General features: G+C 57.7%; 10 protein-coding genes, 1 rRNA gene and 1 pseudogene. 7 read left to right on the top strand and 5 right to left on the bottom strand.

Features of this window, described 5'->3' with window-relative positions; translation table 11 throughout:
* Positions 1–97 precede the first annotated feature (97 nt).
* The 3 genes and pseudogenes from rrf to ACVWZF_RS00875 all read left to right on the top strand — a co-directional run bounded on the left by rrf (position 98) and on the right by ACVWZF_RS00875 (position 1,094).
* Positions 98–214, top strand: a 5S ribosomal RNA gene (gene rrf / locus ACVWZF_RS00885).
* A gap of 116 nt (positions 215–330) precedes the next feature.
* A pseudogene (locus ACVWZF_RS00880) lies at positions 331–804 on the top strand (hypothetical protein); the annotation flags it as partial.
* An 80-nt stretch (positions 805–884) separates the two neighbouring features.
* Positions 885–1,094: an amidohydrolase family protein gene (locus ACVWZF_RS00875; protein WP_457396039.1), complete on the top strand. Its 210-nt coding sequence runs from the start codon at positions 885–887 to the stop codon at positions 1,092–1,094.
* A gap of 210 nt (positions 1,095–1,304) precedes the next feature.
* On the opposite strand, the gene ACVWZF_RS00870 is transcribed toward ACVWZF_RS00875, so the two are convergent.
* From ACVWZF_RS00870 to ACVWZF_RS00860, 3 genes are all read right to left on the bottom strand, one after another.
* Positions 1,305–2,108, bottom strand: coding sequence for a hypothetical protein (locus ACVWZF_RS00870; protein ID WP_414328720.1), 804 nt, complete (start codon positions 2,106–2,108; stop codon positions 1,305–1,307).
* A 263-nt stretch (positions 2,109–2,371) separates the two neighbouring features.
* The gene (gene nrdR / locus ACVWZF_RS00865; RefSeq protein WP_457410594.1) at positions 2,372–2,914 is read right to left on the bottom strand and encodes a transcriptional regulator NrdR; all 543 of its coding nucleotides are present in this window, start codon (positions 2,912–2,914) and stop codon (positions 2,372–2,374) included.
* 75 nt (positions 2,915–2,989) lie between these two features.
* Positions 2,990–4,567: a cryptochrome/photolyase family protein gene (locus ACVWZF_RS00860; RefSeq protein ID WP_457410593.1), complete on the bottom strand. Its 1,578-nt coding sequence runs from the start codon at positions 4,565–4,567 to the stop codon at positions 2,990–2,992.
* 129 nt (positions 4,568–4,696) lie between these two features.
* On the opposite strand from ACVWZF_RS00860, the gene ACVWZF_RS00855 reads away from it, so the two are divergent.
* Positions 4,697–7,111 (top strand): phospholipid carrier-dependent glycosyltransferase, encoded by a 2,415-nt coding sequence (locus ACVWZF_RS00855; RefSeq protein ID WP_457410592.1) that lies wholly within the window; start codon positions 4,697–4,699, stop codon positions 7,109–7,111.
* Here ACVWZF_RS00855 and ACVWZF_RS00850 read toward each other — a convergent pair.
* Positions 6,993–8,021 (bottom strand): LysR substrate-binding domain-containing protein, encoded by a 1,029-nt coding sequence (locus ACVWZF_RS00850; protein WP_457410591.1) that lies wholly within the window; start codon positions 8,019–8,021, stop codon positions 6,993–6,995. The two genes, ACVWZF_RS00855 and ACVWZF_RS00850, sit on opposite strands and share 119 nt — an antisense overlap.
* Before the next feature lie 404 nt (positions 8,022–8,425).
* Between ACVWZF_RS00850 and ACVWZF_RS00845 the strand changes: the two genes are divergently transcribed.
* Positions 8,426–10,147 carry a hypothetical protein gene (locus ACVWZF_RS00845; protein ID WP_457406462.1) on the top strand — a complete coding sequence of 574 codons (1,722 nt, stop codon included), beginning with the start codon at positions 8,426–8,428 and terminating at the stop codon, positions 10,145–10,147.
* A 37-nt stretch (positions 10,148–10,184) separates the two neighbouring features.
* On the top strand, positions 10,185–10,550 hold the full coding sequence (locus ACVWZF_RS00840; RefSeq protein WP_011433539.1) for a hypothetical protein: 366 nt from the start codon (positions 10,185–10,187) through the stop codon (positions 10,548–10,550).
* Positions 10,551–10,833: 283 nt separating this feature from the next.
* Here the strand turns inward: ACVWZF_RS00840 and argS are convergent, their stop codons facing one another.
* A complete protein-coding gene (argS, locus tag ACVWZF_RS00835; protein WP_011433538.1) occupies positions 10,834–12,630 on the bottom strand; it encodes an arginine--tRNA ligase in 1,797 nt (598 codons plus the stop codon).
* Positions 12,631–12,961: 331 nt separating this feature from the next.
* Between argS and ACVWZF_RS00830 the strand changes: the two genes are divergently transcribed.
* Complete coding sequence (locus ACVWZF_RS00830) at positions 12,962–14,044, top strand: ABC transporter substrate-binding protein (RefSeq protein WP_457410590.1); 1,083 nt, start codon at positions 12,962–12,964, stop codon at positions 14,042–14,044.
* Positions 14,045–14,286: the final 242 nt, after the last annotated feature.

Here is a 14,286-nt window from a genome sequence, read left to right as displayed (position 1 = left end):
GCATGCAGCCGAGGGGTCCTAATAGACCGTCCGCTTGACCTGATTCACCGGTTGTTCTACCGCTTGGCTATGCAGCTTTCAGGGTGGCTAGTATTATCCTGGTGCCTATGGCGATGTGGAACCACGCCGACCCATCCCGAACTCGGACGTGAAACGCATCAGCGGCGAACCTACTGGCAGGGCGACCTGCTGGCAACCTAGCTCGGTGCCAGGCCCACCACCCTAACCCAATCAAGAGGAACCCAATCAATAGGGGGGTTGGCTTCCGTCAAGCCTCTCTACCTGAAAGCTGACACTATTGGGTGAAGGCAAGCTAGTGAGGTAACAGTTTTGTCGACCATTAGCTTGCCATGTTACCTGCTCTACACCAGTTGGCTCGTTCTGCCAGAGCGGTCTTCGTGTACGGCATGGGAGAGGGGGGGATGTAATCCAACTTCACGATCCCTATCCGTAGTTACTCTTGGCATCTATCGACATCTAGCAGCAGCAGTGAGCTTGCAGTCGGGGTTACGAGGGATCCTCAGCCCACAGGTGATCGACGAACCGAGGGGAGTGGGAGAATCCCTGGCGGACACGGAGGATTTGATCCAGGTTTGGCATGGACGCGGGGAGGGGCAAATTTACATCTGGGTCAGGTTCCATGCTCCTTATTCTGGCCATCCTGAGAGTTTTGTCCAGGGATCCGCTCTAGCCCAAAGGTATGGAGTGGGGCTGCACACCCACTTGGCGGAAACTCGCCGGGGAGTGGAAACTCTACAGGCTCGCTATGGATTGACCCCGGTGCAGTGTTTGAAACGCTGGGGATCCCTGAGTGCTCAGACCTTGGCCGCCCACTGTGTGCATGTGGGGGCTGAAGAAATCGAATCGAGGAGATGCGGTTGGCGGTGTTTCTGCAGCGGTTGGGATCGGGGGATGGAGCTGCTCTGCCGGCGCAACAGGCTTTGTGGATGGCTACACAAGGCAGTGCCGCCTGTCTGGGTCTGGAAGGGGAAATCGGCAGCTTGGAGGTGGGCAAAAAAGCGGATTTGATCTTGCTGGATTTGCGCGTGGGCACCGCTAACCGCTATGCCAAAAAGCTCGCCACCTGCTTGTGAGAACCTGTGGGCTGCATTTTGACCGTGACTCTATTGCACAGCTCAAAGCGGCCCTCGTCGGGCATATGCTCGAAGAATGTGTTAGGCGTCAGAGGAGCAGCGACAGCCTGGATCACAGATACAACCCCTGGTCATTCGTCAGTGGTGCGGAGCGCATTGGGGGCATCCTAATCCCGCCAGCGGGCTTTTGGAGCATCCTGTGAATAGCTCTCAGGGTGCTTGCACGGGCGGTGGGTTGTTGCGCAAAAACGGCTGTACGGCTACAAATCCCAACCCAAACGATCCAATGACTAAGACGACTGCAGCGGCCATCCAAAGTACGGCAGAGCCCTGGGATCCGTGATGTTGCTCCCGTACCCGCTGATAAATGCCGGTGGAATAGGCTGAGGAGTCTGCCTCGCCGAGATAGGGATCCGGGCCGCCCCTATCCTGCATCAACTCGTCCAGGGAAGGAACCTGGTAGCCAGTGCGGGGGTAGGGCTCGGCAGAGGTGTGGGTGGAAGGGTGGCGAAGGGAATCAAAGGAGGACGGGGCAAAGCCGTTGGATGAGAAGGAGGGGGTCTCGTTGCGGGCCTGTCGGCGCTTGAGGCGATTCAAAAAATCGTAGCTGGGAGGGGCTTCCGGTTGGCCGGGATTGGCAGTCGGGCTGTTCTGTTGGAAAGAGGCTTCAGAAGCTGCAGCAACTTGGGCAGCCTGGCCATTTGCGTCAGCAAGCCGTAGGCTGATTTGCTGCAGGCGCTTCAGGGTGTGGCCCAATTGCCCCTGGAACTCTCGGGTGATGGCAGCGAGCTCTCCAGACAACTGCTGATGCAGAGCGCGCAGGTGCTGGTTTTCCGAGGAAAGCAGGCTTACCTGCTGACGGGCAGACTCCAACTCTTCGGCCACTTGTTGATACACCTGAATCGGCACCACCCCTGGCCCCGTCTCCATTGCGGCAGGGGAGCGAAAGCCACTGGGGTTACTGTTGCTGTTGCGAGCGCCAGAGGGGCTAGAACCCCGAAAACCGTATTGCATAAATTGGGATCGACTCGGAAGGACAGGGGGCTGGGACAGCTTGACACAGAGGGATCCAAGATATCAGGGATCTCCAAGGATAGTGCTGAACACCGGCAACCTAAAGGCGTGCAGCTCTAGCGTTAGTGTAAGCCGCAATTACTACCCCAAGCATACCGCTAAGCCTTTGGAATGGGCGATCCCTTCACAGTAATTTTTCCGGCCCACAAGCGCCATTTCCCCGCTGCTTCCAGGGAGGGCCGGCTTGCGCTGTCGTTCCCACGTCACGAATACTCTCCCACCAAGTCCGGGGAGCCTGAAGATTCGGAATTTGAGGCAGAGGAGTCCTGCAGCAGCCGCTCCAGATCCCGTCGCAGCGGTGGTTCCAACTGTTCCAGCTCGTTGACAAAGTCTTTTATACCCTGAAACTGGCGATAAACGGAGGCAAAGCGCACGTAGGCCACCTCGCTTAGGTGTTGCAGGCGCTCCAGCACCATCTCGCCGATGCGCAGGCTGGTTACCTCTTGGGCATCTTCCAATTGCAGCTTTTCTTCGATCTCATTGACCAGCTCTTCCATCTGTCTGACGGTGACGGGGGTTTTTTGGCAGGCACGCATCACCCCTTGCAGGATCTTGTTGCGGTTGAAACTTTCGCGGGATCCATCCCGTTTAATGACCATGATGGGCATGAACTCGATGCGCTCATAGGTGGTGAAGCGGTAGCCACAGGACATGCATTCTCGCCGCCGCCGCACACTCTGGCCACCTTCTGCCGAACGAGATTCCAAAACTCGGATTTCTTGTTTGCTGCAGCGGGGACATTTCATGGCTTGCAGTCCTTACAAAGCGACAGGTGGGTAGGAGGGTGCCTCAATTTTACCGGATGCTTAATCTTCTGGTGCTTAGACAGATTGCAAATGAGATGGACTCTGTTCGTCGAGTGCAGATTGCAAGGGATCCCACCAAGCAGCGGCTTGCGCCTGGATCTGGGCCTTCAGCTCCGGTTCCATGCGATCCAAATGGATCAATACCCATTTCATTCTGCCCAAGGGGGCTAAGAGGGATCGCTGACGCAACAGGAAGTCCCAATACAACGTATTGATGGGGCAGGCTTGTTTGCCAACCTTTTCGCTGGGATTGTAGCGGCAATGGCGGCAGTAGTCACTCATTTTGCGGATGTACTGAGCAGAGGCGGCATAGGGTTTGGTGGAGAGCATGCCCCCATCGGCAAAAAGGCCCATGCCGATGACGTTGGGCTGCATCACCCAGTCGTAGCTGTCGATAAACACATCCTGAAACCACGCTTCTACTGCCTGGGGCTGAATGCCACTGATGAGGGCGAAATTGCTGAGCACCATTAGCCGCTGGATGTGGTGGGCATAACCATGACGGCGAATTTGATCCAGGGTGTGCTGCAGACAGGCCATGTCGGTTTTGCCCGTCCAAAAAAACTCTGGCAGGGGTCGCTGGTGGCCAAAAAAGTTGTTCTGGGCATAGCCGTTGGGCATTTGGTATTCGTAGAAGCCGCGCATGTACTCCCGCCAGCCCAGGATCTGGCGGATGAAGCCTTCGGCGGAGGGCAGGGGGATCCCGCCGCGATGGTAGGCTTGTTCGACGGCAGCGATGACTTCGTGGGGGGTGAGCAGGCCCAAGTTGAGGTAGGGAGAAAGCAGCGAGTGGAAAAGGAAGTCTTCCCCGGTTTGCATGGCGTCTTGCCAAGGGCCGAAGTGGGGCAGGCGCTCGTGAATGAAATGATCAAGCACTTGCAGGGCTTGGGCGCGGGTGACGGCCCAGCCAAATCCTTCTAAGGATCCGAAGTGATGGCCGTAGTGTTGCCTAACTTTTGCGATGACAGCCTGGGTAATGGCATCGGGGGAAAAGGTGAGGGGCCGAGGATAGCGCATTCCCGGTTTGGGGGGATGGCGGTTCTCCCGGTCGTAGTTCCAGCGCCCGCCCAGGGGCTTGGGGCCATCCATGAGAATGCGGAAGCGTCTTCGCCCTTCGCGGTAAAAGTCTTCCAGAAGCAGGCGCTTGCGGCCTGAGGCCCAGTCGATAAATTGACGAGTACTCCAGAGGAAGTGGTTGTTTTCCACAACCAAGAGGGGGCAAGGGAGGGTGGATCTCAGCTTTTCTATTTCATCTCGGACGGGAATATCGGCGGGCTGCATGAGGCGGATCTGCTGCAGTTGATGCTGCTTGGCCCAGGTTTGCAGGGGCTCGGCATAGCTGTCGGCTTCCACGTAGGTGACTGGGTAGCCCCGCTGTTGCAGTTCTTGGGCAAAGTGGCGCATGGCCGACCAGACCAGCACCAATTTCTGCTGATGGTGGTTGCGGGAGCTGGCCCACCGGTGAGATTCGATGAGAATGACGGGAACTCGGTCTGGGGATAGGGTCGAGAGGGAAGCGAGGGCGGATTGCTGTGGGTGGAGTTGATCCGCAAGGATCCAAACCCCTTCTGGGCCGGCAGATGGAGCGATCATGGGATGCTGAAGCTCTCGGTCTATGGGAGGAGCGCTGAGAATGACACAGGTTGAGTTTAGCTCTGGGGGGCAAGGCCAGGTGGCACCCAAATGTTTGCTGAATCTCGGCGGGACAGCTGAGGAGAGAGGATGATGCGGCAGACAGGGATCCCTTTCCTGCGGTGGTGGGCCGGCCTGGGGATGGTGGCCCTGCTGCTGCTGGTGATCTGGAATTGGACGGATCCCTTGCCGCCAGCCTGGGATGAGGCGCAGCATCTGCTGCAGGCGCAGGCTTTTGGGCTTCACCTGGGACGGTTTCGTTGGGATGGGCTGTGGGGGCAGCAGTTTTTGCATTTGAACCAGCGCTACCCCCCTTTGGCCTATTGGCTGGGGATCCCCTTGGCAGTTCTACATCCGTTCAGCCGGGCGGACGGGCAGTTGCTCAACTTGGGGTTGCTGGGGGTTCTGATCCTGGCAACGCAGCGGCTGGGACAGCGGGTCTATCGCTCTGGGGAAGTGGGCTGGCTGGCGGCGGCGTTGGTGCTCCTCTATCCGGGGATCACGGCTTTGGCCCACGTGTACATGTTGGAGTTGCCGCTGGTGGTGGCGGTGACGCTGGCGTTTTGGGCGCTGTGGGCCTATGGGGAGAAGCCTTCCTGGTGGGGGGCGGTGGGGGTGGGGGCGGGGGTGGCGGCGGTGCTGCTCACCAAGTGGACAGGGGTGCTGTTTTTGCTGCTGCCTTTGGTGGGAGTTGCAGGTCAGGCCCTCTGGCGCTCTGGGAAAGCGGTGGGGTGGTGGAAAGGGATCCCTTGGCCGGCGCGGCTGGCCCACTTGGCCTTGGGGATGGGTGTGATGCTGCTTTTGTGCTGGCCCTGGTATGGGGCCAATTGGCTGTTTGTGCTCAGCAATGGCTGGGCTTACGCCGAGACTGCCCACTACTACATCACTTGCCCAGCGGGATCCCTGTGCTGGTGGACTGCCTACTTGCGCCTTTTGCCCCTGCAGATGAGCCCTTTTTTGTGTGGGTTGCCGCTGCTGAGCGGGTGGGGATCCCTGGACAGGCGAGAGGCAGTCTTGTGGGCCACCTACGGTTCGGGCTACCTTCTCTACACCCTGGTGGACATCAAAGATGTGCGCTTCACCCTACCCCTGCTGCCTCTCTTGGCCGTGTTATCAGCAGGCGGGATCCAAAAGGCTTGCCGGTGGTTGGAGGAACGCTGGGGTGCGTGGGCTTTGCAAAGGGGAGTCTGTGCAGGGCTAGTTCTGGGCTGCTTGGCCTTGGCCAATTTGGGTCGGCCCCTCACCCCAGGGGTGGCCCCTCTGTGGACGGGGATCCAGATGCGCTGGCAGGGGCAGCACCCCACACAGGAGCTGACGCAGTGGATCCAATCCTTGATCCAGCCAGGCTTGACCACCACGCTGGGGGTTCTCCCCAATACAGAGCTGATCTCTTCCGAAACCCTCACCTACTTGGCGGCTCTTCAGCGCTGGCCGGTTACATTCCGCGCTGCCGGGCAAACCCCCTGGCCGGAGCTGGAGCTCTCCTTGCTGGATGGGTTTGTGGATGCCGAAGGGGAACAGGGAATTATTGGCCCTTATGGCCCGACTAAGGAGCAGATCCGGCAGCACCTGCGCAGCAGCCCAGACTGGCGACAAGATCCGGCGGTGGAGTTGCCTACCTTGGGTCGGCTGCACACCTACTTCCCTCGCATGCCAAGAGTGACGGTGCAGAAGTGGCCTCTGGAAGCTGAGGAGGTGGAGCTGGTGGAGGTTGAGGCGCTGTTGGAGCTGGGGATCCCGGCCTGGAAGTTGCGCTGGCAAGGCCCAGCTCAGAACTTGGCCCAGACGCTGGTTTGGGCGCGGCTGGAAGATGGGCAAGGACGGGTTTTGGAGAAGCGGGCCTGGGTGCTGGGGCAGAATCGCCTGCAGCTCAACTCAACAGGCGGCTGGCTGGTGGAAGAGATCTTGACGCTGCCCACAACCGACTTCCCAAGAGGTGGCCTTCTCCACCTGGAATGGCAGTTGCCCAAAGGGATCCGCCATTCCCTACACCAATCCTGGAGAGGATCCCTGTCGAGCTTCCCGAAGGAGGGATCCCCCCTTGTAACGGATCCCTTACTTCCTCTCCGCGAGGCGGCCAGAGCTGCTGCCGCTGGGGATCTGCAGGCCCTCTCCCTTTATCTCAATGCCTGGACAACCCTGCAATACCCGACTTTTTTGACGGATCCAGATCGCATCCTGGTACGGCAACTGCTGGAGGGGGAACGGCAACAGGCTGCTGCCCAAGGCCAACCGAGCCAGCAAATCCAAAGCCACTACCAACTGGGCTTGATGTTGGCGGCGCTGTTACAACCAGAAGCAGCTCAGTTGCATTTTCAACAGATCGTCGAGCTGGATCCGGAAGACGAGTGGGCGCGGGCTTACCTGGGGTTTTTGCGAGTATTGTTCACTCACGACTTTGAGGGGATCCGGGGGTTGCGACAAGAGCTCTCGGCTGTGCTTCAGCCTCTTTGCCAGAAAACAGTTCAGGATTGGGATTTGAATTGGATTTGTGCTGCTCTTTAGCCACAAAGTCCAGCTCCATTTGCGAAACCTGGGAAAGAAGAAAGTCGGCAAAAGCTTTGGCCACCACCGAAAGACGTTTAGAGCGCAAATAGACCAAATGCCAGAACCCCCGAATGGGAAACTCTTCCACATCCAAAATAGCCAGATGATGCTGCCACCCCCCCAAGGCCAACACATGCTGAGACAAAACCGAAATGCCCAATCCACCCACAATGCCTTGGCGGATAGCTTCGCTGCTACCTATCTCCATGCGAATGTTGAGCTTTAGGTTATGCTTCTCAAAAAGCCGCTCTACAGCCATGCGGGTGCCAGAGCCAGGCTCACGGGCCAAAAAAGGTTCTTGGGCAATGCGCGCCAGAGGGATCCCCTTTTGGCCCACCAGGGGATGATGAATAGAGGCCATCACCACCAAAGGATTTTCCAGAAAAGGTTGTGCCACCACGTCCAGATCTTCTGGCGGCATCCCCATCACGTAGAGATCGTCCATGTTGTTGCTCATCCGCTCCAAAACCTGCTGGCGGTTGAGCACCTTAAGAGCTACGTCAATGCCGGGATACTGCTGACAAAATGGCCCCAGCAGACGGGGTATAAAGTATTTGGCAGTGGTGACCACTCCAATGCTCAGCCGTCCCTGCTTTAGCCCCTTCAGGTCGGCAAGGGTCATCTCAAATTGATTCAATTGTTCAAAAATCTTCTCGCAGGTTTGGTGTAAAGCTTGCCCCGCTTCGGTGAGATACAGCCGCTTGCCCACCTGTTCAAACAACGGTAACCCCACGGCTTTGCTCAATTGCTTGATCTGCATGGAAATCGTGGGTTGGGTCAGGTAGAGCTCTTCGGCAGCGCGGGTAAAGCTCAGGTGGCGGGCGGCAACCTCGAAGATTTGCAGTTGATGCAGGGTAATGGCCTTCATGGACAATCAAGAAAAGCTAAAGGTTTACTACTAAATCATAAGCGCTAATCTATGCCTTTTGGCGAGATCCCTAGGAGAACCTGGCTAACGGTCACAGTGGCGAAAGGGGCAAAACCGAAGAGCAAACCCCTGCCACTGGGATCGGAGGTCTAGTCATTCTAAACAGGAATGAAACATTTCTGTTGCACTACTCCCCAACTCCCCTCTCCCCGATGGAGAGGGATTAGAGGTGGCTGTAGAAGCGGCGCAGAGCGCTGAGAAGGTGTCTCAATCTAGATTGAAATAACTATAGAGATTGGCCAAGGGATTGCGCCGGTGTGGGCACGGGCGGCTGTTTTTTTTCAATAGCCGCTCTCTGGGCAGGAGAAGAGTACGATCGCAGACATTCTCGGTGGAGGTTGAGGGTGCTGAGACTGCCGAAAAACCAAGGGATCCGCTGGCTTGCGGGTGTGCTGGGCGCGCTGATGTTGCTGGGATCCGGAATCACGGCCCAGGCTCAGTTCTTGTGGCCCGGCCATTCCCTTTTCCCCAGCTCTGGTTCCGTAGACAGTGCGGAACAGAGGGGATCCCACTTGGCTGCTCGGCTCGACGCCTACTGCCGACAGCCGCCCGAGGAGGTAGCGCGCAAGGCTCAACTGCGCCAGCAGGCTGCCCAGTCGAATGCTGCTTGGGCCGAGTACACCCAAGTTTTGGCCGAACATGGCGCTGCCTTGATCGCCTGCCGCAGCCAACGCTGGCCCCAGATCCAGGCCATCTGGGTACGTCTGCACCCTTGTGATGCCAATCCGGGCGTGTTGGATCAGGTATTCGACCAAGTAGTGAACCTGGGCTACAACCGCGTTTTTATCGAGACCTTTTACGATGGCCGCTCTATTTTGCCGGATGGCGCAGGGGGGATCTGGCCCAGCTTACAGCCCAACGCCGACTTGTTGGATCTGGCTCTGAAGGCGGCGCGACGCCGCGGTTTGTCTGCTTATGCTTGGGTGTTTTCCCTCAATTTCGGTTACAGCTACGGACAACGGCCCGATCGACAGGTGGCCCTGGCCCGCAACGGTCGCGGCATCACCACTGTTCTGGATCCGGCAACAGCCCTTGGGGAAGATTTGGGCAGCCCGGATGAGGTGTTTGTGGATCCCTTTCATCCCCTGGCACGGCGGGATTTTGCCGAGTTGGTCCGCCGCATTCTACAGCGACAGCCAGATGGGATCCTTTTCGACTACATTCGCTATCCGCGTGGCTCAGGGGGATCCAGCGTGGCAGCCACCGTCCGAGACTTGTGGATTCATGGAGAGGCCGCCCGGAAAGCCTACCTCAATTTGGCAGAAAACCCGGCGGGTCGGGCATTGCTGGAGCGCTACCTAAGCCAGGGCTACATTGCAGTGGCAGATGTTCTCCATCTGGATGCCACCTATGCCGAAGAGCCCAGGTGGCGGCAGCCAGGGGATCCCTGGCCCAGCCCGACCGAGAAATGGGCGCTTTCCCCAGAGTTACTGGACTGGGCTGCCCAAGACATGGCCAGCAGGAATTGGCAGGGGGATCAGCTTTCCTCTGCAAAAGATTTACCAGAGAGTCTGGAGAAACCGGCGGATTCCAGTTCTGAGGCAGCAGCACCAACTCCTGCCCCTTCCCCCACCCCCAGCGCCGCCGTTCGCCAAGAACGTTGGCAGCAGCAGCTTTGGCAGCTGAGCGTCGAGTTTGCCCGCTACGGCGTTCTCGATTATCTACAGCAGGCCGCCCAACCTGCCCAGAGGCTGGGGATCCCGGTGGGGGCTGTCTTCTTCCCAGAAGGCAACCAAGCAGTAGGAGAAGGGTTTGACGCTCGTCTGCAACCCTGGGACCGCTTTGATCCGGGTATGGAATGGCACCCAATGGCCTATGCCAAGTGCGAGGATAGCTCCTGTGTGGCGCAGCAGGTGGAGCAGGTCCTGGCTGTGGCCTCTCCCCAAACCTTTGTCTGCCCGGCCATTGCCGGTCTATGGGGACAAGCCCAGCGGCAACGCCCCAGCCTGGAAACCCAAACAGCAGAGCTGGCCCGCCGCTTCCCGCAGTTGCCCTGTGTGAGTCACTTCGCCCTCTCCTGGATCGAGCCGGAGCTGGAGCGCAGCCGTCGCACCTGTCAACTCTAACGCCCATCCCAATCTGAAAGTTAGGAATTCTGAACTTATGAGCCCTGAGCAATTTGATCTGATTAACCGCCTGTTTCAACTGACCTTTCAGATCGGGGATCGCTTGGGCTGTGAATCCTCAGATCCTGCTCAATTGTTGCTGACCAACCGGCCCAGCCTGGAATCCAGTTGCACATTCTTTCCTTCCGATTTCACCTACGAAGCCTTGGATCCCCAAGTGTGGGCCGACTACATGGCGGAAGTTCCGGCCTTAGCGCAGATGGCGAATATTTTGCAACCTTATCCTTTCACCTGTGGCATTTATCGCCAAGACGAGGTTTCGTGGTGGATTTGCGCCTTTTGGGCAGCCCAAGAGGACTTGGGAACCAACTTGCTCTTGCGCGCCCACAGAGTCGAAACTTAGGCGCTTGAGCCCTATCTCCTCTCCCTCATCGAGACGGGGATCGGCGTTACCGGAATCAAAGGGGCTGATAGCAGTCGTGGTTTTTATTACCATCTATTTCAACTGATCGCGCTAGCGGGCCAGAGGCCTTAGCAGGAAGCAACCGGTCGTTTGTTTCACCTTGACGGTGAGATAAATGACTATGCGTTGTGGAACGGTTTATTGCAATTGACCTACTCGCGACCGCTATAGCTGGCTTCCGCCCAGAGCGTGAGCTGGGGGCCTTACGGCACTCCTTCGTAAATCACATAGACTCCGGCGCGCTCAGGCCGAGAATGCCGGTGAGGACGTTAAACAAAACCTGCTGCGTGGCCTGCACCAATTGGATGCGGGCTTGGGCCAAAAGGGGATCCTCTTTCAAGAGCGGCAAAATACGGCAGTTGTCGTAAAACTTGTTGAAATCGGCGGCGATGGCTTCTGCATAGCGGATGATCTTGTGGGGAGCGCGCTCTTCGGCAGCGGCGATCAGCTCATCCGGCAAGGCCAACAAGCGCAGCAGCAGGGCCCGCTCTTCTGGCTCTTTGTAGGGCAGTTTTTGTTGCTCCGTCAAAGGGACTTTGTTGGTCAGTTCAACCTTTTCTTCTTCCTGTAGCCGCCGCAGCAGAGTGCAACAGCGGGCATGGCTGTAGTGAACATACACGACTGGGTTATCGAAAGTTTGCTTGACGGCCAAATCCAAATCGAAGTTGATGGGGCTGTCCATGCTGCTGCTAAGCAAAAACCAGCGGGCTGCATCGACCCCCACGCCAATTTCTGGATCTTCGATCAGGTCATTGAGTGAGACAAAGTTGCCGGTGCGCTTGGACATGCGCACTTCGGTTTTCTCACCGGTTTGCGGGTCGGTTTTGAACAATTTGACAAATTGTCCAATCAAGATTTCCAGCTTGACATCTGGGCTGAAGGCACCCACCGCCGCCTTTAAGCGGCCGATATAGCCATGGTGATCCGAGCCAAGAATGTTGATCAGCCGGTGATATCCCCGCTGCACTTTATCCCGGTGGTAGGCAATATCGGCGGCTAGATAAGTGAACGAACCATCGGCCTTTTGCACCACCCGATCCTTGTCGTCGCCAAATTCTTGGGTTTTGAAATAGACGGCCTCTTCGGCCCCTGGCTTGGGATCCTCACCCCGCGGCGCTTTGGCTTTGTAGAGAAAGCCGCGCTCTTGCAGCTCCTGCAAAGCTTGCTGGATGGCGCTCAGGCCTGTCTGGGGATCGGGGGTGTGCAGGCGGCGCTCGCTAAACCAGTGATCAAACTCGGTGCGTAGTTGTTGCAGGGTCTGCTTTTGCCAGGCCAGCATTTCCCCATAGGCAAAATCGGTGTACTCCTCTAGGGTGGTGGGCAGAGGGCGGATCCCGGCCTTGACCTGACCCAACAGCCGCCGGGCAATATCGACCAAGTAACTGCCATGGTAGGCATCTTCGGGCAGAGCCACCTCTTCCCCCTGCAGTTGCCGCACCCGCACCTCCAGAGACTGGCCCAAGAGCCGCATCTGGTTGCCGGCATCGTTGATGTAAAACTCCCGCTCCACCTGGTGGCCCGTCCAGTGCAGCAAGTTGGCCAACGTAGAGCCAACGGCAGCCCAGCGCCCATGGCCGACGTGCAAAGGCCCCGTCGGGTTGGCGGAGACAAACTCCAGCAGAATGCGCTCAGGATGGGGAATGGCTGTTTTGCCGAAGTTTTCTCCCAGATGCAGCAGCTCTTGCAAGCGCTTGGCCAAAAAGGGATCCCCCAGCCGGAAGTTGAGATACCCTCCTCCCGCCACCTGAGTTTCGATGTCCGGCAGATCCAAGTGTTTTTGCAGGGTTTGGGCGATCTGGGCCGGTGCTAGGCGGCAGAGCTTGGCCATGCCCAGGGGGGTGGGACAGGCGTAATCGCCGTAGCGAGGGTCGCTGGGGATCTGGATCACGGGGGCAATCGCTGTGGCTTGCTGGGGGGCCAGGGATCCCAGTTGCCCCGCCTCTGAGGCCCGTCGAATGCTCTCGGCTACGGCGGCGGTGAGAAACCGAATCAGCGAGGTGGATACGGGTTGAGTGGCCATGGCTGTTCGTGTCGGCAGACGTCGAGAGAGGTTCCAGGAATGCCTGGGGCAGTAAAAGCATCATCATATCGACAGCCAACCGGCTCTGACAAAATCTGACAAAAGAATAGATGCTCCTCCAGCCAAACTTTAGCCAAACTTTGCTTTTGCTCGCCTGCTTTGCGAAGATGGCTCTGACAAATTGACGGGACAGAGCTTTAGGCCAAGCTTTTGGGTACAAAGTATCACCGAATACAAAAGTTTAACTCTGCTTTGCTAAGTTGTTTGGCGGTAATGCTCGCCTTCCCGCTTGCGGATTTCTGCTGAGACAGCTGCTGTGGAGTTTACTAGTATGTCCATCCCGAAATCGTCGCGTCGTCAATTCCTTCAATCTGCTGCTGCGGCTGCCTCTTGGGTTGCCGTTGGAGGGCTAAAGGCGAGGGCTCAGAGCCGCGGGCCGCTTCTGGTTTCCCAGGGACTGACGCCCCTGAAGTTTACCCTCTCTTGGTTGCCCTCTTCGATGGATACCCCCCTTGTAACGGCGATCTTGAAGGGCTACTTCGCCGAAGAGGGGCTGGAGGTCACCTACGAGCGCGGCTATGGCTCCGCCGATTCCATCACCAAGATTGCCGCTGGCCAGTACGACCTGGGGGAAGGGGATCCCTACTCCATGATCGAGTTCAATGCCAAAAATCCGGACGTGCCCTTGGTAGCGATCTATGTCCACTTCAATCGCTCTCCCTTTGGCATCTACACCTTGAAAGATAAGGGCATTGGGGAGCCGGCCCAACTGGCGGGCAAGAAGCTAGGAGCACCGGCAGGGGATGCGCCGCGTCGGCTCTGGCCGGTCTTTGCCAAGCAAGTCGGCATCGATCCGGGCTCGGTGGAGTGGGTAACTATGGAGCCGCAGTTGCGCGAACCTTTCCTCATCCAAGGTCGGGTGGATGCCATCAGCGGCTTTATGACCTCAGCCATGCCCAATCTGGTGCGGGGCGGCGTCAGCTTGGAGGACATCACGGCTTTCCTTTACAACGACTATGGCCTTGAGCTGTACGGCAATGCGCTCATCACTCGTGTGCAATTGCTGCAGGAAAAACCGGAGCAGCTCAAAGCTTTTTTGCGGGCGTATGTTAAGGGTTGGCAAGACACTATTCGTGATACCGATGGCAATATGTTGGCCCTTCTGGACAAAGCCAAGGCCGACGGACAAGTGCTGGATACGGCAACTGAGAAATTGCGCCTCGCCCTGGCAATGCCGCGCCTGTTTGTTACCGATGAGGTGCGAGAAATTGGCTTGGGGGATGTGGTGCCCGCGCGTATGGAAACCTCAATTGCTCAGGTGGTGGATGGCTTTGGCTTGTCTAGCAAGCCCCCTTTGAAGAAAGTGTTTGACAACAGCCTGCTTCCCCCAAAATCCGAGCGGATGATCGGCTGATCTGGATGATCCGGTACCAACTTTGAGGCCTCTGTCTGTTGACTTTTGCAGACAGCTAGCCCTTCCTGCCAGCTGGTCAACTTTTCTCGATGACCGGTGAGAGACGTAGCTCAAAGGCCTACGGCCCGCTGTCGCGATTGGCTCTGTCATCCAAGCGAGATATTCCCAAAGCTTGTCCTGTTCACAGGAGGGAGCCCAAATTTCTCTTGAGGGGAGAACCGCAAGCGACCCAGAGCAGTGAG

Source organism: Thermostichus sp. OS-CIW-30 (assembly GCF_054060215.1).
The sequence above is the reverse complement of the archived record's forward strand: the minus strand, read 5'-3'. Positions and strand labels throughout refer to the sequence as shown.